Source organism: Tepidiforma sp., from assembly GCF_034433535.1.
Taxonomy (GTDB): Bacteria; Chloroflexota; Dehalococcoidia; order Tepidiformales; family Tepidiformaceae; genus Tepidiforma.
This window is the reverse complement of sequence record NZ_DAOUAO010000005.1, coordinates 1-18,770: the sequence shown is the minus strand read 5'-3', so window position 1 is coordinate 18,770 and position 18,770 is coordinate 1. Positions and strand designations below refer to the sequence as shown.

The following is an 18,770-nucleotide window of genomic DNA, read 5'->3' as shown; positions in this document are numbered from 1 at the left end:
AGCACACGCCCGGCTTTCGAAGCCCCGCCCTATCCTTCAGCCAGTGCTTCCCAGAGTTCGTAGACCTCGTTGCGCGGCGCCCCGGTGAGGCGCGCAACCTCGGCCGCGGCGGCCGCACGCTTCGCCCCGGCCCGCCGGAAGGCGGCGATCAGTTCCCGCGCCCCGCCGCTGCCCGCTTCGCTCGATGCCGCCGCAGTCGGGCCAATGACCAGCGTCACCTCGCCGCGAGTTTGGCCGAAGCGGTTGGCAAGCTCGAGCGCTCGCCCGCGTACTACCTCCTCGTGCAGCTTCGTCAGCTCCCGGCAGACCACCACCTCCGGGTCCTGCAGCGCTTCGGCGATATCGGAAAGGAGGGCTCCGACGCGGTTCGGCGATTCAAACGCCACCACCATCCGCGCGGGTCCCGCAGCTGCCCGGAGCGCCGCCTGCCGCGCCGAACGCTGCCGCGGCAGAAATCCGACGAACACCGCTTCGACTGCATCGAACCCGGCCACCGAAATCGCCGCCGACAGTGCGGAGGGGCCCGGCAACGGCACCACCCGCACCCCTTCCCTGTGGGCCGCCGCCACCAGCCGCGCGCCGGGGTCCGAGACGCCGGGCGTGCCGGCGTCAGATGCGAGCACCGCCACACCCTCCCGTGCCGCGGCCAGCACTTCCGGGATTCGCGAGTCGACATTGTGCTCCGTCAGGCTAACCATCCGTGCCGAACCCCCGGCCCGGCGCAGGAGCAGCCCGGTGACGCGCGTGTCCTCAGCGGCCACGAGCACCGCCTGGCGCAGGGCCTCTCCCACCCTGGGCGTCAGGTCGTCGAGGTTCCCAATGGGCGTCGCCGCCACGTACAGGCCGGGATGCCAGGTCGTCATCGAACCCGCCAATCGGAGGTATTGCACATAAGCCACTGCCCCGAAACGAATTTGTGTTGACCACGGCAGGCCGCCCCTCCTACACTCGAATGAACTGCAGCGGCCGCGCCAGGCCGCAATTCTAGCCCCGGGATTGCGCTGAATTGAGTACCGTACTGAACCTTTCCTCTGCCGCCTCCGATGAGCCGGAGCGCGGCCACGTCCCGTTGAGCGAGGATGGGCGGCCCCTCCCCACATTCAAGCAGCTCCGTCGCGCGTACGGCTTCGATGAAGTGGCGATTGTGCCAGGCACGGTCACCATCAACCCGGAACTCACCCAGCTCGGTCTCGATATCGGCCCGCACCACTTCGACATCCCGTTCATCGCATCGGCGATGGATGCGGTCGTCGATCCCTCGTTCGCCATCGCCATGCACCGCGCCGGCGGCCTCGCGGTCCTCAACCTCGAAGGCGTCTGGACCAAGTACGACGACCCCGGCGCCATTCTGCAGGAGGTCGCTTCGGTCAGCCGCGATGAGGCCACGGCGCTCCTCCAGCACGCCTACCAGCAGCCCATCCGTGAGGACCTCATCGCCCGCAGGGTGCAGGAGATCAAGGCCGGCGGCGCCGTTGCGGCCGTCTCGGTGACGCCGATGAACACCAAGCGCTGGGCGCCCCTCATCCAGGAAGCCGGCGCCGATATCCTCGTGGTCCAGAGCACCGTCACGACCGCCCGCCACGAATCGAACAGCGTCGAGGGCCTCCGCTTCGAAAAGCTCCTCAAGGAAATCCACATCCCGGTGGTGGTCGGCAACACCGTCGGCTTCGAGGCGACCCTCGAGCTCATGCGCACCGGCGTCGCCGCCGTGCTGGTCGGTGTCGGCCCGGGCGCGGCCTGCACCAGCCGCGAGGTCCTCGGCATCGGTGTGCCGCAGGTGACCGCGACGATCGACTGCGCCGCCGCCCGCGACTACTACTTCCAGGAGTCGGGCCGCTACGTGCCGATCATCACCGACGGCGGCATTCGCACCGGCGGCGATGTCTGCAAGTGCTTCGCAGCCGGCGCCGACGGCGTCATGATGGGGTCCCCCTTCGCGGCGACCACCGAAGCCCCGGGCCGCGGCTACCACTGGGGCATGGCCACCCCGCACGCCCACCTGCCGCGCGGCACCCGGGTTGCCGTGGGCGTCAACACCACCCTGCAGAAGCTGCTCTTCGGCCCCACCAGCCGGACCGACGGCACCGAAAATCTCGTCGGCGCCCTCCGCACGGCCATGGGCATGTGCGGGGCTCGCACCATCAAAGAGTTCCAGAAAGCCGAGATGGTCATCGCCCCCGCGATCAAAACCGAGGGCAAGATTTACCAGTTTGCACAGGCGAACGGCTAACCTCCTGCTCCTGTTCGTCGCTTCCCTCGCGCTCGTCCCGGCTCACGGGGCGGGCGCGAATGGCGCTTGCGCCGAAATCGACCCGGCCCGGCTCGACCCTGCCGCGCTCCCGCCGCTCATCCTCATCGGCACCGCCGCGGCCGACGGTGACTCGCTGGTGATTGAGCCCGAAGGCTTCCTGCGCGGCACGGCCTCCCGGGAACCAGTTCGCCTGGGCGAGACGCCTCCCGACCCCGCGTGCGGCCCGGCGCCGCTCAAGCCGGGCGAGCGCTATCTCCTCTTCCTGGATGTGGATGCCGCCGGCGCCCACTGGCCGGCGGCCGGTGCGGCATTCGCACTTCGCGACGGCCGCGCCACCCGCCTCGATGAGGGCCTCCCCGCAGCTCCCGAGGCGGAAGTGGTCTCGCAGGTGCGCTCCCTCACCGGCCAGTACGCCGTTCCCGCGCAGCAAGGCCAGTCGGGCGCCGGCATCGACCTGCGCGGCACCATCCTTCCCGTGGGCGTCGTGCTGCTCGTCGTGTTTGGCATCGGCCTGGTGCTGATGCGCATCTGGCACCGCATCGATCCCAGCTAGCGCGCCAGTCCCCGCAGGAACTTGGCCAGCGCATCCGCGCCCGGCTCGAGCACCAGGTCCGCGGCGTCGCGGGCATACGAATCGGCGTGCGCCATCGCCGCCCCGAGCCCTGCCCACGCGAGCATCGCCGCATCGTTCACGCTGTCGCCAACCGCGACTACCTCGTGGCGGTCGATGCCCAGGTCGCTGCAGATCAGCGAGAGCGCATGGCCCTTGTTCGCCTCGGGCGCAACGGCGACCGTCACCTCAGGAAAATCGAGCACGTGGAGGCGATCGGCGTAGGCAGCCGCCAGGTGGCGATGGATGGCCCGCGCTTCCTCGTCATCCGAGATGATGCCAACGCCGGTGGGGACCACCCCCGAATGCTCCGGGTCCGGGCGGTACTCGGGCACGATGCCGCTCACCTCGCCGTACCGGCGCGTCGCCTCCGATTCCCGGCTCGCCAGGTAGCGCAGCGGGTTGAACCACTCGTAGTCGCAGCCTATCGAACGCGCATAGTCGACAATCTCGAGCGCCAGCTGTCGGGGGATCGGGAATTCGTGCAGCATGGACCCGTCAAGCCGGTGCACTGAACACCCCTGCTGGCAGACCATCGGCGTGACCAGGTGCAGCGCCCGCACCACCCGGAGTGTCCCCGGGAACATCCGACCGCTGGCGAGCACCACGGCGACCCCCGAGGCGGTGAGGTCCCGGACAGCCTCGCGAATTGCCAGCGGCGGGTCATGGTCGCCGGACCCGTTGCCGGGCGGGATGACCGTCCCGTCAATATCGAGCGCGACGAGCTTCACCCCCACCGCAGGCACACCACCCGCTCGATGCCGGCCAGGTCGTTCATCACCGAAGCCGTCGCGCCTTCTGCCTCGCCCAGTGCGGCCACGGCAGCCGCCTGCCCGAAGCCCACCTCCAGCGCCAGCAGGCGCGGCCGGAGGCGGCGGGCGCAATCAGCGATGAGGGCCCGGATGAGCGAAAGGCCGTCGTCGCCGCCATCGAGCGCCACCCGGGGCTCCCAGCGGCTCACTTCCGGCTCGAGCGCGTCGATTTCGCCGCTGGGGATGTAGGGCAGGTTGGCGACCACGACATCGGCCCTGCGAACCCCGGCAGCGAGGTCGCCGAGCACCAGCTGCACCTGCGGTGCATGCGCAGCAGCGTTCAGCCGGGCGTAGCGCAGTGCCTCGCGGCTCACCTCGGTGGCGATCACACGGGCGTTCGGCTCCTCCGCCGCAATGGAGACAGCCACGGCCCCCGTCCCGGTGCCGACCTCGAGCACCGCGCGCGTACCGCCCTGGCGTATCTCTCGCAGGGTTACCTCGACGAGCAGTTCCGTCTCCGGACGCGGGATAAGCGCGCCCGGCCCGACCGCGAAGCGGCGACCGTAGAACTCGCGGTAGCCCGTGATATAGGCCAGCGGCTCCCGTTGTTCCCGACGCGCCACCCAGGCGGAGAGCCGTTCGCGCGCGGGGCCATCCAGTACCGCACCGGCGAAGTAGGCCGCCCGCGAGATGCCTGCCGCTTCCCGGGCCAGCACCTCGGCTTCGAACTGCGCGTCAGCCAGCCCCGCGGCCTTGAGGCGCGCCGTGGCCGCCGCCGCAACCTCCCGCGCGTTCATACCATCGCTTCGAGTCGGGCCGCCTCGTCAGCCGTCGCCACCGCGTCGATGATGTCGTCGAGGTTCCCGTCCAGCCGGTCCGCGATGTTGTGGACCGTCAGCCCAATGCGGTGGTCGGTGATGCGGTCCTGCGGAAAGTTGTAAGTCCGGATCTTCTCGCTGCGGTCGCCCGTGCCCACCTGGCTCCGCCGGCTCGCGGTCAGTTCGGCGGTCTGCTTCTGCTGCTCGATGTCATACAGCCGCGAGCGCAGGTGGGTCATCGCCTTGATCCGGTTCTTCAGCTGCGACCGCTCGTCCTGGCAGACCACCACGATGCCGGTCGGGATGTGCGTAATGCGGACGGCGGTGGCGACCTTGTTCACGTTTTGCCCGCCCGCACCAGAGCTGTGAAAGATGTCGACCCGCAGGTCCTTTTCGTCGATATCGACATCCACCTCTTCCGCCTCGGGCAACACGGCCACCGTCGCCGTCGAGGTGTGGATGCGGCCCTGGGCCTCCGTTTCCGGCACGCGCTGCACCCGGTGGACGCCGCTTTCGTACTTCAGCCGCGAATAAGCCCCTTCGCCGCGAACTTCGAACACGACTTCCTTGAAGCCGCCCTTCTCCGATTCCGACGCGCTCAGCACCTCGGTCTGCCAGCCTTTCCGCTCGGCGTAGCGCTGGTACATCCGGAACAATTCATGCGCGAACAGCGCCGCCTCCTCGCCGCCGGCCCCTGCCCGAATCTCCACGATGACGTTGCGGCTGTCCCGCGGGTCCTTCGGCAGGAGCATGCGCCGCAGCCGCTCCGTGAGCTCCTTCGCGCGCTCCTCGGCCGCTTCGAGTTCGGCCTCCGCGAGTTCGCGCATCTCCGGGTCCGCCTCGCCGAGCAGCGCCCGTGCGTCGTCGGCAGCCTTCACCGCGTCGCGGTACTGGCGGAAGGTCTCGACCAGCGGTTCGATCTCAGCGCGCTCCTTCGCCAGCCGGCTGACCAGCTCGAAGTCAGCCGCTACCTCCGGCCGACCCATTTCGGCCGTCAGCTCATCGAACCGAGCCGTCACACGCTCGAGCTGCGCCAGTACCGATTCGTCCATGGAACGTCACACAAGAACGGCCCGCACCGGGCGGACCGTTGGGAGAAGCCTTCGCCCTCAGTATACCACCGCTTCGCCCTCAGGCTGACGGGTCTGCCAGCGCGAACGTGATGCTCCCTTCCGCCGCGACCTGCCCGTCCACCGTCGCCCGCACGTGTCCCTTGCCCACCGGCCCCCGCATCTTCTCAAGTTCGAACTCCAGCCGAAGCTGGTCCCCCGGCACAACGGGGCGGCGGAACCGAAGCTGTTCGATGCCGCCGAACAGCGGCACCTTCCCGCCCGCATCGACCCCGCGCAGGAGCGTGACCGCTGCGACCTGCGCCAGCGCCTCCACGATGAGCACGCCGGGCATAATCTTCCGCCCCGGGAAGTGGCCCTCGAAGAACCACTCGTTGGCGGTCGCGTTCTTGATGCCGACGCCCCGCCGGCCCTCCTCGATCTCCACGATCCGGTCCACCAGCAGGAAGGGATACCGGTGCGGGATGATCCGTTCGATTTCGTCGGCTTCGATCGTCATCGCTTCACCCCATACTCCGGGACCGCGCACCGGTCCTCCAGGAATCGAACGAACTCCTCGACCCGCTCGTCCGGGAACGGGATATCGCCGATGTCCCGGTCGTCGGGATTCCCCAGCCCGTGATAGTCGCTCCCGCCCGAGCGGGCAAGCCCGAGCTCACCGGCGAGAGCCTCGTGGGCCGTCACCAGCTCCGGTCCGTAGTGCTTGTAGTAGGTCTCGAGCCCGTCGGCGCCCCAGGCCGTCAGCTGGCGGACCGTCTCGACGTACTCCCCGCCGATGAACACCGGGTGGGCGATGACGACGACTCCGCCGTGCCGGTGGACCATCGCGATGGCATCTTCCGGGCTGAGCTTCTCCCGGTTGACATCGGCCGGTTTGCCGTTGCCCAGCCAGAGGTCGAACGCCTCCTTCACGCTCGCCACGTACCCCTTCTCCACCAGGGCGCGGGCGACGTGCGGCCGCCCCACCGTGGCCTCCCCGGCAATTTCGAGCACCCGCTGCGTTTCGATCACCATCCCGTGCTCCCGCAGGATGCTGACGATTTTCTCGACCCGGGTACGCCGTCCCTCCCGCTGCCAGCGGAAGAACTCCTGCAGCTCCCTGGCCTCGGGGTCGAAGCCGAAGCCGAGCAGGTGGACATCCGCCGGGCCAAGGTCGGTGCTCACCTCAACCCCGGGGATGAGCCGCAATCCCAGCCGGGCGGCAGCCGCTGCCGCCTCCGGCAGCCCCTCCGTCGTGTCATGGTCGGTCAGTGCCAGCACACGAACCCCGTTGGCGGCGGCCCGCTCGACCACCCACGTCGGCCGCTGCACCCCGTCCGAGGCAGTGGAGTGCAGGTGAAAATCGCCAATCGCCATCAATCCACCTCCCTGTCGATCCTCGTGATAGAAACTGCCCGGCGCGTGACCGGGTCCGCCTCGACCAGCACGCCGTTGATGACCGCCGGCCCCTCCTCCGCCGGGCGCAGCCGTGTCGGCAGCTGGGTCAGGAAGCGCGAAAGCACCGCCTGGATATCGTCGCCAATAACAGAATCCCGTGCCCCGCACATCCCGGCGTCGGTGCAGTAGGCCGTGCCGTGGCGCAGCAGCCGCTGGTCGGCTGTCGGCACGTGCGTGTGGGTGCCGACGACCAGCGTCACCCGCCCGTCCAGGTGCCACCCCATCGCCTGCTTCTCGCTGGTCGCCTCCGCATGCATGTCGACCACAATGAAGCGGTTGCGCGGCAGCTCGGCCAGGGCGGCGTCCACCGCCCGGAACGGGTCGTCGTACTCGGCCGGCATAAACGACCGCCCGATGAGGTTGATCACGATGAGCTCGCCGCACTCCGCGACCCCGCGCCCGGGCGCCCCGGGCGGGTAGTTCAGCGGCCGCGTAACGGCCGGGCATGATTCGAGGTACGGGTAGAAATCGCGGTGCTGGAAGGTGTGGTTCCCGCCGGTGATGACATCGACCCCCGCCGCGAACAGCTCGTCGGCGTGCCGGGGAATCAGGCCCTTCCCGCCCGAGCAGTTCTCCCCGTTCGCAACGACGTAATCGAGGCCCAGATCCTCCCGTAGCGCCGGCACAGCCCGCACGACAGCTTCGCGGCCAACGCTCCCGACGATGTCCCCGAGGAACAGGAGCCGCATGCCGCTACCGCGCGTACTCGGTCGCGCGCGTCTCCCGCACCACCGTCACCTTGATCTGGCCGGGATACTCCATCGTCTCTTCGATCTTCTGGCTGACGTCCCGGGCGATCCGCATCGCCTCAAGGTCATCGACCAGCTCGGGCTTGACGATCACCCGCACCTCGCGCCCGGCCTGGATGGCGAACGCCGATTCCACGCCCTTGTAGCTCTTGGCGATGTTCTCGAGGGTCTCGAGCCGCTTGATGTACGCCTCGAGCGATTCCCGGCGCGCGCCCGGCCGGCCGCCCGAGATCGCGTCGGCCATCATGACGATAATCGCCTCGACCGTCCGCGGCTCGACCTCCTCGTGGTGCGCCTCGATGCAGTGGGCGATCGCCTCCTTGACCTTGTAGCGGCGCGCAATCTCCGCGCCGATGAGCGCATGGGTGCCTTCGACCTCGTGGTCCACGGCCTTGCCGAGGTCGTGCAGGAACCCGCCCGCGCGGGCGACTTCCACATCCGCCCCAATTTCGCGCGCGATCATCGCCGCGATGTGGGCGGTTTCCACCGAGTGGCGCATCACGTTCTGGCCGTAGCTCGTGCGGTACCGCAGGCGGCCGAAGATCTTCAGCACTTCCGGGTGCAGGTTGAGCACGCCGGCCTCGACGGCTGCCGCTTCCGCCGCCTCCATCATGGTGGCCTCAACGTCGCGGCGCGCGCGGTTCACCGCCTCCTCGATGCGGGTCGGGTGGATGCGCCCATCCTGGACCAGCATCGTCAGCGCCTGGCGGGCGATCTCCCGGCGAACCGGGTCGAACGCGCTGACCGTCACGGCGTCGGGCGTGTCGTCGATGATCAGGTCCACGCCCGTTGCCGCCTCGATCGCGCGAATATTGCGGCCTTCGCGGCCGATGATGCGGCCCTTCATGTCGTCGCTCGGGATCGGCACCACGGAAACGGTCGTCTCGGCCGTGACTTCCGAGGCGTAGCGCTGGATGGCCGTGGCGAGGATCTTGCGCGCGCGCTGGGCGGCCGTCGTCTCGACCTCTTTCTCCATCTCGCGTACCCGCCGCGAGGCTTCTTCGCGGATCTCCACCTCGACGGCCGCGAGCAGCTGCTGCCGCGCCTCTTCGACCGTCAGGTTCGCGACCCGCTCCAGTTCGGTCGCCTGCTTCTGGCGCAGCTCCTCCGCCTCGGCGCGAAGCCGTTCGACCTGCTCCTCGCGTGCCCGCAGGGCCTGCTCGCGCCGCTCCAGCGCCTCGAGCTTGCGGTCGAGATTCTCTTCCTTCTGCGCCAGCCGCTGCTCGACGCGGGTGGCCTCGGCGCGGCGCTCCTTGAGCTCGGCCTCGAGCTGGTTCCGCAGCGCGAGCGTCTCTTCCTTGGCGGCGAGCAGCAGCTCCTTTTGCTTGGTTTCGGCCTCAGCAAGAATCCGGCTGGCCTGCTTTTCTGCCTCTTCCAGCGAAGTGGCGGTGACGCGGCGGCGATACGCCAACCCTGCGCCCGCTCCGACCAGCAATCCAACGAGGCCGACGATAATCGCGGTTATCGCCAGCATTGAATCTCTCCAGGGCGGTCATCGGTGATGACACGGATACAGCACCGGTGGCGTCGTGTGACGTACCAGACACCACCATCGTACGCCCGGCAGCGCCAAAACGGAATCGCGCGCCTCACCGCTGGCGCGGCCGCTCCCCCCGGGCCGCTGCCCCCTCGCCGGGGTGCGGCAGGTGCAAATCGAAGGCCACGCCGGCCACGCGGACCATCGCCGTGACCCCCAGCCCGAGCAGGGTGGCCGCCCCGTTCGAAACGTCATACGCCGCCCACGTCGCCAGCCCGCCGAGCGCGGCCGCCGTGGCGTTGACCTCGCTGTGCAGCACGAACGGCACCCGGTCGGCGAGCAGGTCGCGGATGACGCCCCCTCCGACCGCGGTCACGATCGCCATCAGCATGACGCCGCTCCAGCCGAGGCCGGCACCGATGGCCGCCAGCGCCCCCGCGGTGGCGAAGGCCCCGAGCCCGCCCGCTTCGGCGATGGCCAGCACGAACCGCGGGTACCGTGCCCGGCGCCAGATCAGGAGGATGGCCGCGGCCGAGCCTCCGGCCGCCCAGGCGAGGTAGTCGGGATTCGCCAGCACCAGCGGCATCCGGTCGAGGATGGCGTCACGAATGACCCCGCCCCCCGTGGCCGTGACCACCCCCATCACCAGCAGGCCGAAGAGGTCGAGATGGCGCCGCACCCCGACCTGCACCCCGGAGAAGGCGAAAGCCACAATCCCGGCCCGGTCCAGCACGCCCACCAGGTCGCTGCTGTCGAGGTCCATCTCGCCTCCCGGCCGGGGCGAAGCCCCCGTCCGCCCGGGACTAGTTCTTCGGGCGGTTCAGCCAGCTCATCATGGCGCGCATCTCGGCGCCGACCTTCTCGACCGGGTGCTCGGCCTCGAGCCGCCGGGTCGCAAGGAAGTGCGGCCGGCCGGCCATGTTTTCGAGGATGAACTCCTTCGCGAACTGCCCGGTCTGGATCTCCCGCAGGATTTTCTTCATCTCGGCCCGCGTCTGGTCGGTGATGATGCGCGGGCCGCGGGTGTAATCGCCGTACTCCGCCGTGTCGCTGATCGAGTACCGCATCCGCGAAAGGCCGCCCTCATAGATGAGGTCCACGATCAGCTTCAGTTCGTGCATCGTCTCGAAGAACGCGCTCTCCGGCTGGTACCCGGCCTCGACCAGCGTCTCGTAGGCTGCCTTGATCAGCGCCGAAAGCCCGCCGCAGAGGATGACCTGCTCGCCAAAGAGGTCGGTTTCCGTTTCCTCGCGGAAGGTGGTCTCCAGCACCCCGGCGCGGGTGCCACCGATCCCCTTCGCGTAGGCCAGCGCGAGCTGGAGGGCCATCTCGCTCGCGTCCTGGTGCACCGCCACGAGGCAGGGCACACCGCCGCCCTCGGTGAACACCCGCCGCACCAGGTGCCCCGGCCCCTTCGGCGCGATCATCGTCACGTCAACGAACGGCGGCGGCTGGATCTGCTGGAAATGGATGTTGAAGCCGTGGGCGAACATCAGCATCTTGCCCTCGGCGAGGTTCGGCTCGATGCCCGCCTGGTAGATCTGCTTCTGCACCTGGTCCGGCGCCAGGATCATGATGATGTCGGCCTCGCGCGCCGCCTCCTCCACGCTCAGCACCCGCAACCCCTGCGCCTCTGCGGCCTCGCGCGACTTCGACCCCGGGTAGAGCCCAACGATGACATCGCAGCCGCTGTCGCGCAGGTTCAGCGCGTGTGCGTGCCCCTGCGAGCCGAAGCCGATGATCGCGATCTTCCGGCCCGAAAGCAGGCCGAGATCGGCATCCTTGTCATAATACATGGTGGCCATGCGGATACCCCTCGCTGTGGAAATGGTTGGCGGCGCGCCGCCCGGGCGGTTCAGGCGGGCAGGATGACCTGGCGCCGGTGACGGTCCTGCGCGTAGTTCTCGAACGGGTTGATGCCCAGCTCGCGGAGCATCGCGTACCCCTCGATCACCTGGATCTTCCCATCCACGAGCCGCACCCAGTCGGCGAAGCGCGGCCGGGCAGGGTCAATCGCCAGCTCGACCAGCGCCATGTGGTCACCGCAGAGGAGGTTCGTCACCCGCAGCTTCCCGAACGCCGGCATCGGGATCGAGGCGAGCAGCCCGAGCACGTTCTCCGGGCCCGTTGCCACGCCGTAGACGCCGTCGATGACGGTCGCCTTCGCGGTCAGCTGGGCGGCTGCCGTCTCACGGTCGCCGGCGAGGAGCGCGTTGTAGAAGGCCTGCACCACCTGCCGCGTCTGCGAGGCAGAGCCGCCGCGGTAGCCCAGAGCATCGTTGAGCGCCGCCGTCGCCGGCTTGTCGAGGGTGATGTCCCGCAGCGTGGCGTACAGCCGCCGGCGGGCCACCTCTTCGCTCTCTTCGCTGTCGAACTCGAAGACCTCCACCGCGCGCTGAGTGAACGGCCGCCAGTCGTACCCTTTCGCTTCGATGGTCGTCCGTACCGCGACCGTATTGCCCTCCTCGATGTACTCGAGCTCGGCATAGTTGCAGTCCTGGTAGTCCCGCAGGAACTCGCGGTGCCAGTCCGCGATCGCCACCGCATCGCGCAGGGTCGGCCCCCGGAACGACCAGAACTCCGCGTCCGGCCGGTGTCGGGCCTCGATCTCGGCGAAGCGGTCGAAGTTGATGGCGGTGATCAGCGCGTTGACCGCGGGGATATGGGACATGGCTGCGTCCTGGGCGGTAAGGTCGCCGGGATTGTACCGCGGTTCACGAATGCGGGGTAGCAACGCCGGAAGGCGTCTCGCCCCGGCGTCGGCTACCCTTCAACCAACCGGTCGGGCTCGGACCCGCCGCATCCAACGGAGCGCATCGTGACCACACCCACCGCAGCAGCACGCGACAACCTGACGCAATCCGAGGCCGAGGCCCGCGCAGCCCGCGTCACATCGTGCAGCTACCGCATCGAACTCGACCTCCAGCGCGGCGCACCCACCTATCGCGGTGTCGCCACCCTGAAGTTCGAGGACACCGGTTCGGGCGACCTCATCCTCGACTTCCGCGGCAGGTCCATCGAGTCCCTGGAGGTCAACGGCGCGCGGCTCGAACCGCGCTGGAACGGCTACCGCCTCTGGCTCCCCGGGGAGGCGCTCGCCCCATCGAACACCGTCCGCATCGCCTACGAAAACGAGTACGACCACGAAGGCGACGGCTTTCACCAGTTCATCGACCCCGAAGACGGCGAAGAGTACCTCTATACCAACTTCGAGCCCTACGAGAGCCATCGCCTCTTCCCGCAGTTCGACCAGCCCGACATCAAGGGCACCTACACCCTCTCAGTGACCGCGCCGGCTGGCTGGGAGCTCATCCACAACACCGCCCCCGCCGCGGTCACGCCCGCCGGGGACCGCCGCCGCTGGGACTTCCAGCCGACAAAGCCCTTCAGCACCTACCTCTTCGCGCTCGTCGCCGGGCCGTACCATGTCGTCCGCGACCGGCACGGCGATATCGACCTCGGCCTCTACTGCCGCCGCTCCCTCGCGCGGTACCTCGATGCCGAGGAGATCTTCGAAGTCTCGAAGCAGGGCCTCGACTTCTACGCCGACTTCTTCGCTGTCCCCTACCCCTTCGGGAAGTACGACCAGGCCTTCGTGCCCGAGTTCAACTCAGGGGCGATGGAGAACGTCGCCTGCGTCACCCACAACGAGTACATGGTCTTCCGCGACCCACCGACCACGAACCAGCGCCGCAGCCGGGCGGAGGTCATCCTCCATGAAATGGCGCACATGTGGTTCGGCGACCTCGTCACCATGCGCTGGTGGAACGACCTCTGGCTGAACGAGAGTTTCGCGACCTACATGTCCTACCTCTGCATGGAGCGGGCGACCCGTTTCGATAGCGGCTGGCTCGATTTCGCCTCGTCGATCAAGAACTGGGCCTACCGGCAGGATCAGCTGGTGACCACCCACCCGATCGCCGGCCGCGTCGAGGACACGGACCAGACGTTCCTCAACTTCGATGGCATCACCTACGGCAAGGGCGCGTCCGTGCTCAAGCAGCTGGTCGCGGCCATCGGCATGGACGGCTTCCGCGAGGGCATGCGCGAGTATTTCCGCCGCCACGCGTACGGCAACGCCACGCTGGCTGATTTCCTCGCCGCGCTCGAGCACGGCAGCGGCATGTCGCTCAGGCGCTGGGCCGAACTCTGGCTCGAAACACCCTCGCTCAACACCATCGCGGCCGACTGGGACGCCGACGGCGACCGCATCTCGCGCTTCCGGTTGCGCCAATCCGCACCGGCGGAGTACCCGTACCTCCGCCCGCACCGGCTGGATATCGGACTTGCGCGCGAAGATGACGGGGCGCTGCGCGTCACCGTCGTCCCCGCTTCGATCGACGGGCCCGAAGCGACCATCCCCGAGGCCGAAGGGCTCCCACGGCCCGACTTCGTCTTCCCGAACTACGGCGACCATGGCTACTGCAAGGTCGCGCTCGACCCGGCCTCGCTCGACTACATCCAGCGCCACCTCGAGCGGGTTGACGACACGCTCCTGCGGCTGCAGCTCTGGGCGTCGCTCTGGAACATGGTCCGCGACCAGCAGCTCTCCTCCCTCCGCTACCTCGAACTCGTCCGTGCGAAGGCCCCGCTCGAGGGGCATCCCGAGCTCGTTGAGTCCATCACCGCCAACGCCCTCGGCGCCATCGGGCGCTACGTGCCGGAAGAGCGCATCGTCGATGAGGCGCGCGCCTTCTTCCGCACCGCGGATACCGCCCTGCGCGCTGCCCCGCCGGGTGACCTGCAAAAGCTGTGGGCCCGGGCGCTCATCGGTGCCGCTGCCCACTCCGAGGACGTCTCCGCCCTCCTTCGCCTGCTCGACGGGGAGGACGTCATCCCCGGGTTCGAACTCGACCAGGAGATGCGCTGGAGCATCGTCACGAAGGCCGTCGCCTACGGCCTCCCCGGCGCTTCGGAGCGGCTCGCCGCCGAGTCTGCCCGCGACCTCTCCGACCGCGGCGTCCGCGCGAAGCTCCGCGCTGAAGTCTCGGCCCCCGACCCGGCCGTCAAATCCGCAGCCTGGGAACGCATCCTCGGCGAGGGCTACGGCTCGCTCTACCTCACCGGCGCGGCGATGTCCGGCTTCAACTGGCGGCACCAGCGCGAGCTGCTGGAGCCTTACGTCGACCGTTTCTTCGCCGCGGTCGTGCCGGTCTTCCGGGAACGCGACAAGGAGTTCGCCACCGACTTCTTCCGCAACCTGGCCCCGGGCTACCGCGTCGAGCCGGAGACGATCCGCCGTGCCGAGGAGGTCCTGGCCGCCGAGCCCGACCACGTGCTCCTTTCCCGCGTGGTCCGCGAGTTCATCGACGACACGCAGCGGGCGCTCCGCTGCCGCGATTTCGCCGCAGGCGGGCGCGGCTCCTGACGGGTGAGCCCACCCACAGCGCCTAACTCCTCCGCCGCCTAGTCTAGGTTCAGCGCCCTCGTCCAGGGTGGGCAGGACCCCGCGATGTCAACCAACACGATCTCACCTGTCGTCGCGCCCGGCCGCATTGCCCGGGGATTGACCGTGAACCCGCTTTCAGCGGCCACCGTCGAGTGGTACCGGGCTCGGGGTGAGCTCTGGCTCCGCGAGCACGCGACCGTGACCTGGGAGCGCCCGGCCGCCGACGTGCAGGTGTTCGGGCTCGGGACCGCGGTCCGCGTCATCGGTCAGCGTGGCGACGGGATCGCGGCGCTGCGGGAACAGGTGGCCCCGCTCCTCGAAAACCTCGCCGCCGCGGCGGCGGAGTTGCCGTTCGCGCCCCGTGTCTTTGCCGTGGCGGCCTTCGACCCCGGAGCGCCCCGCCTTGACCCGGCCTGGGAGCCGCTCGGCAGCTACCAGGTCATCATCCCGGCGATCACCCTGCTTCGCTGCGGCGAAAGCTGGTCCGGGATCGCCTGCGCGGGGGATTTCCCTGCCGCCGTCCCTGGCGCCGACCTCGGCCTCGGGCCCTGCACGGACGCTGCGCACCTCGAACAGGCCATCATGGCTGCGGTGGGCGAAATCCGCGAGGGTCGCTACCAGAAGGCCGTCCTGGCGGGCTGTCGACTCGTCCCCACCGGCGGCCTGCGACCATCGTTTATCCTCGCCCGTCTCGGTGCTGCGTTTCCCACCTGCTGCATCTTTAGCATCCGCGCCGGCGGCCTTGCCTGGCTGGGAGCGACCCCGGAGCCCCTCGCGCTCGTCCACCAGGGTAAGCTCGACCTCTTCTCACTGGCGGGCTCCCGCCGCCGCGGTGCGACGCCCGACGAGGATGAGCGGCTCGCCAACGAACTCCTCGCGAGCCCAAAGGAGCGCTGGGAGCACCAGCTCGTGCTCGATGCCATCCGGGGCGATCTCGCCGGGCTTGCCACCGACCTCCAGTACCCGGAAACGCCCCGCGTAATGAAGCTGGCCAACATCCAGCACCTTTCGACGCCCATCTCCGCCCGGCTCGTCCCGGGCCGGACAATCCTGGACGTCGTCGAGCGGCTCCACCCCACCCCGGCGGTCGGCGGCTGGCCCCGCGCGGAGGCGCTCGACGCCATCCGCCGCCTCGAGGCCATGGATCGCGGCTGGTACGCGGGGCCCATCGGCTGGGTCGATGCGAACGGGGACGGCGAGTTCTACGTCGCGCTCCGCAGCGCACTCGTCGGCGGCAACGTGGCCCGCCTGTACGCCGGGGCTGGCATCGTCGCCGATTCCGACCCCGCCGCCGAGCTCGATGAAATCGAAACCAAGCTCGACGCCCTCCGGGGGGTCATGACGCGGTGAACACCGCCCGGGCCAACACACTCTGCGCGCGGGCTCTGATTGAAGGCCTGGCCCTCGAAGGCGTGCGTCATGCGGTGGTCACCCCGGGCAGCCGCTCGACCCCGCTGGTGTTCGCGCTCGCCGACCAGTCGCAGGTGCGCCCTTGGCTCATCCTCGATGAGCGCTCCGCCGGCTTTTTTGCGCTTGGCTTAGCCCGTGCGCTGGGCGAGCCGGTCGCGATCGCCTGCACCTCCGGCACCGCAGTTGCCAACCTCGCGCCGGCCATCGTCGAAGCCAACCTCTCGCGAGTTCCTGTCATCGCCCTCACCGCCGATCGGCCGCCCCGCCTCCGCGATGTCGGCGCGGCCCAGACCATCGACCAGGTCCACTTCTTCGGCCGGCAGGTGCGCTGGTCGGTCGACCTCCCGGTGCCATCGCTCGCGGCGGCTCAGGCGTTCACCGCTGCCGGGCGTCGTGCCGCGCGCGCCAGCCTCGAGGCGCTTCCCGGGCCGGTCCAGGTGAATGTGCCCTTCGATGAGCCGCTCATCGAGCCGCCGGCCGAGCACCCGGGGCCATGGGAGCCCCGCATGGGTGCCTGCTCCAGGCCGCGCTACGAACCCGACTCCGCAGCGCTGGAGCGGGTTGCAGCCCTCGCTGCCGCGGCGCGCCGCCCCCTCATCATCGCCGGGCCGGAAACGGGAGGCCTGCCGGTTGACCCCTTGCTCGCGCTGGCGGAGGCGCTCGACGCGCCGCTGCTGGCCGACCCGCTCAGCGGACTTCGTGCCGGCGTCGAGCGGGACGCCCCCGTGCTCGATGCCTTCGACGCCTGGCTGCGCGGCGCCCGCGTGGGCGAACCCGATTTCGTGCTTCGCTTTGGTGCCGCCCCCACGTCGAAGACCCTGAACCAGCTGCTCGCGGCGTTGCCTGCCGCGCTCCACGTGGTCGTGGACCGGCCAGGCGGCTACCGCGAACCAAACGGGCTCTCGCCAGTGGTCCTGGTCGGCGACCCCGCTGTCGTTGCGGAGGCGCTGGCCTGTGCCGGCCTCCCTCGCGCCGAGCCCGGCTGGCGCGCCGCCTGGGCGTCGGCTGACCGCGCCGCCCGCAACGCCCTCGACACCGCCGCCGCAACCGATGACCTGTTCGAAGGGCGCGTCTTTGCCCTGTTGCGGGAATTGCTGCCCGCTGGCGCCACCGTCGTCGCGGGCAACAGCATGCCCGTTCGTGACCTCGAGAACTTTTTCGGGGTGCGTTCGGCACCCGCGACGATCACCGCCAACCGCGGCGCGAACGGGATCGATGGCGTCATGTCGTCGGCGGCCGGGGCGGCAGCGTCCGGGTCACCGACCGTCGTGGTCGTCGGCGATGTCTCGTTCCACCACGATACCAACGCCCTCTGGGCGGTCCGCGAGCATCACCTGCCGCTTCTCGCCATCGTGGTCAACAACAACGGCGGCGGCATCTTTCACTACCTGCCCCAGGTCGCGCACGACCGCTCGTTCGAACGCTGGTTCGCGACTCCGCCCAACCTCGACTTCCGCCACGCCGCCCGCCTGTTCGACCTCGAGTACACTTGCGCGGTCGACTGGCCGACCTTCGAGCGCGCGCTGGCCCGCTGGTGCGACAGCCCGGCGCCCGCCGTGCTCGAGCTCCGCACCGACCGCCGGCTGAACGTTGCCCTGCACCAGCGGGCCTGGGATGCCGCCGTCGCCGCCGCCAGCGAGGTTCTCGAGCGATGACCCGCTACGAGATCGCCCAGGGGTTCTCCCTGAACGTCGAAAGCTGGGGCTCGGGGCCGCCGCTGGTCCTGCTGCACGGCTTCACTGGCTCGGCCGACGGCTGGGGCGAATTCGGCCGGCTCCTCGGCGAGGAATTTCGCTGCATCGCCATCGACATCGTGGGGCACGGCCATTCCGATGCTCCCGAGGCGTTGGACCGCTACCGCATGCCAATTGCGGCCCGTGACCTCCTGGCCGCTGCCCGCCGCGCCGGTGCGCCTGCGGCGGCCTGGCTCGGGTACTCGATGGGCGGCCGAACCGCCATTGCCGTCACCGTCACCGACCCCGGCGCGGTGACAGCGCTCGTGACCATCGGCGCTTCGCCCGGGCTGCCCACCGCTGCCGAACGCGAGCAGCGCATCGCCGCAGACGAGGCTCTCGCCGACCGCATCCTGTCAGAAGGCATCGAAGCGTTCGTCGACTACTGGGAGTCACTGCCCCTGTGGGAGAGCCAGTCCCGCCTCCCGGCCGACGTTCGAGCCGCCCTGCGTGCCGCCCGGCTGCGCAATCGCCCCATCGGACTGGCCAACAGCCTGCGCGGTATGGGCACCGGCGCCCAGCCCGACTACCACGATGCCCTGCGCTCCCTGCCGATGCCCTTCCTCGCCCTCGCCGGCGCGCTCGATTCGAAGTACCTTGCCATTGCCCGTCAGATGGCCGAGGCGGCCCCGAACGGACGGTTTGCTTCGGTCCCGGGCGCGGGACATGCTGCCCAGCTCGAAGCACCCGCCGCGGCCGCCCGGCTCGTCGCCGAATTTCTCCACCAGCATCATCCCATGGAGGCACCCGCGTGAGCACCCTGCAGTGGCAGACCGTCCGCGAATACGACGACATCCTCTACCAGAAGGCCGAGGGCATCGCCCGCATCAGCATCAACCGGCCCGAAGTCCACAACGCCTTCCGCCCCAAGACCACCTTCGAACTCATTGACGCCTTCTCGCATGCACGCGAGGACTCCGAGGTTGGCGTGATCCTCTTCACGGGCGAAGGCGGCCGGGCCTTCTGCTCGGGCGGCGACCAGCGTGTCCGCGGCCACGGCGGCTACGTCGGCGACGACAATGTGCCGCGGCTCAACGTCACCGACCTTCACAAGCTCATCCGCTCCATCCCGAA

The 18,770-nt window shown here is 69.4% G+C and carries 18 protein-coding genes; 7 read left to right on the top strand and 11 right to left on the bottom strand.

Annotated elements, in window-relative coordinates; genetic code table 11:
- Positions 1-29 precede the first annotated feature (29 nt).
- Positions 30-863: a 16S rRNA (cytidine(1402)-2'-O)-methyltransferase gene (gene rsmI, locus VAE46_RS00310; RefSeq protein ID WP_322794901.1), complete on the bottom strand. Its 834-nt coding sequence runs from the start codon at positions 861-863 to the stop codon at positions 30-32.
- 206 nt (positions 864-1,069) lie between these two features.
- Between rsmI and VAE46_RS00305 the strand changes: the two genes are divergently transcribed.
- On the top strand, positions 1,070-2,230 hold the full coding sequence (locus tag VAE46_RS00305) for a GuaB3 family IMP dehydrogenase-related protein (RefSeq protein WP_416223919.1): 1,161 nt from the start codon (positions 1,070-1,072) through the stop codon (positions 2,228-2,230).
- Complete coding sequence (locus VAE46_RS00300; protein WP_322794899.1) at positions 2,211-2,804, top strand: hypothetical protein; 594 nt, start codon at positions 2,211-2,213, stop codon at positions 2,802-2,804. Before VAE46_RS00305 ends, VAE46_RS00300 begins: the two co-directional genes overlap by 20 nt.
- Here VAE46_RS00300 and VAE46_RS00295 read toward each other — a convergent pair.
- The 10 genes from VAE46_RS00295 to VAE46_RS00250 all read right to left on the bottom strand — a co-directional run bounded on the left by VAE46_RS00295 (position 2,801) and on the right by VAE46_RS00250 (position 11,835).
- On the bottom strand, positions 2,801-3,598 hold the full coding sequence (locus tag VAE46_RS00295) for an HAD family hydrolase (RefSeq protein ID WP_322794898.1): 798 nt from the start codon (positions 3,596-3,598) through the stop codon (positions 2,801-2,803). The two genes, VAE46_RS00300 and VAE46_RS00295, sit on opposite strands and share 4 nt — an antisense overlap.
- Positions 3,589-4,410: a peptide chain release factor N(5)-glutamine methyltransferase gene (prmC, locus tag VAE46_RS00290; RefSeq protein ID WP_322794897.1), complete on the bottom strand. Its 822-nt coding sequence runs from the start codon at positions 4,408-4,410 to the stop codon at positions 3,589-3,591. Before prmC ends, VAE46_RS00295 begins: the two co-directional genes overlap by 10 nt.
- Complete coding sequence (gene prfA, locus VAE46_RS00285) at positions 4,407-5,483, bottom strand: peptide chain release factor 1 (protein WP_322794896.1); 1,077 nt, start codon at positions 5,481-5,483, stop codon at positions 4,407-4,409. Before prfA ends, prmC begins: the two co-directional genes overlap by 4 nt.
- Positions 5,484-5,562: 79 nt before the next feature.
- A complete protein-coding gene (gene fabZ / locus VAE46_RS00280) occupies positions 5,563-6,000 on the bottom strand; it encodes a 3-hydroxyacyl-ACP dehydratase FabZ (RefSeq protein WP_322794895.1) in 438 nt (145 codons plus the stop codon).
- Positions 5,997-6,857, bottom strand: a complete 861-nt coding sequence (locus tag VAE46_RS00275) for a PHP domain-containing protein (RefSeq protein ID WP_322794894.1) — start codon at positions 6,855-6,857, stop codon at positions 5,997-5,999. The genes fabZ and VAE46_RS00275 overlap by 4 nt, the downstream gene beginning before the upstream one ends.
- Positions 6,857-7,627: a TIGR00282 family metallophosphoesterase gene (locus tag VAE46_RS00270; protein WP_322794893.1), complete on the bottom strand. Its 771-nt coding sequence runs from the start codon at positions 7,625-7,627 to the stop codon at positions 6,857-6,859. Before VAE46_RS00270 ends, VAE46_RS00275 begins: the two co-directional genes overlap by 1 nt.
- Positions 7,628-7,631: 4 nt before the next feature.
- Positions 7,632-9,161, bottom strand: coding sequence for a ribonuclease Y (gene rny, locus VAE46_RS00265; RefSeq protein WP_322794892.1), 1,530 nt, complete (start codon positions 9,159-9,161; stop codon positions 7,632-7,634).
- Positions 9,162-9,276: 115 nt separating this feature from the next.
- A complete protein-coding gene (locus tag VAE46_RS00260; RefSeq protein ID WP_322794891.1) occupies positions 9,277-9,927 on the bottom strand; it encodes a trimeric intracellular cation channel family protein in 651 nt (216 codons plus the stop codon).
- Positions 9,928-9,967: 40 nt separating this feature from the next.
- Positions 9,968-10,969 (bottom strand): ketol-acid reductoisomerase, encoded by a 1,002-nt coding sequence (gene ilvC, locus VAE46_RS00255; RefSeq protein WP_322794890.1) that lies wholly within the window; start codon positions 10,967-10,969, stop codon positions 9,968-9,970.
- A gap of 50 nt (positions 10,970-11,019) precedes the next feature.
- Positions 11,020-11,835 carry a nuclear transport factor 2 family protein gene (locus tag VAE46_RS00250; protein WP_322794889.1) on the bottom strand — a complete coding sequence of 272 codons (816 nt, stop codon included), beginning with the start codon at positions 11,833-11,835 and terminating at the stop codon, positions 11,020-11,022.
- 147 nt (positions 11,836-11,982) lie between these two features.
- Here VAE46_RS00250 and pepN point away from each other — a divergent pair, with 147 nt between their 5' ends.
- The 5 genes from pepN to VAE46_RS00225 form a co-directional block, all read left to right on the top strand.
- The gene (pepN, locus tag VAE46_RS00245) at positions 11,983-14,532 is read left to right on the top strand and encodes an aminopeptidase N (RefSeq protein WP_322794888.1); all 2,550 of its coding nucleotides are present in this window, start codon (positions 11,983-11,985) and stop codon (positions 14,530-14,532) included.
- An 84-nt stretch (positions 14,533-14,616) separates the two neighbouring features.
- Positions 14,617-15,903: an isochorismate synthase gene (locus tag VAE46_RS00240; RefSeq protein WP_322794887.1), complete on the top strand. Its 1,287-nt coding sequence runs from the start codon at positions 14,617-14,619 to the stop codon at positions 15,901-15,903.
- Entirely contained in the window at positions 15,900-17,618 is a 1,719-nt protein-coding gene (gene menD, locus VAE46_RS00235; RefSeq protein WP_322794886.1) for a 2-succinyl-5-enolpyruvyl-6-hydroxy-3-cyclohexene-1-carboxylic-acid synthase, read from the top strand. Before VAE46_RS00240 ends, menD begins: the two co-directional genes overlap by 4 nt.
- Complete coding sequence (gene menH, locus VAE46_RS00230) at positions 17,615-18,451, top strand: 2-succinyl-6-hydroxy-2,4-cyclohexadiene-1-carboxylate synthase (RefSeq protein ID WP_322794885.1); 837 nt, start codon at positions 17,615-17,617, stop codon at positions 18,449-18,451. The genes menD and menH overlap by 4 nt, the downstream gene beginning before the upstream one ends.
- A gap of 5 nt (positions 18,452-18,456) precedes the next feature.
- A partial coding sequence (locus tag VAE46_RS00225; protein WP_322794937.1) for an enoyl-CoA hydratase-related protein occupies positions 18,457-18,770 on the top strand: 314 nt, incomplete at its 3' end.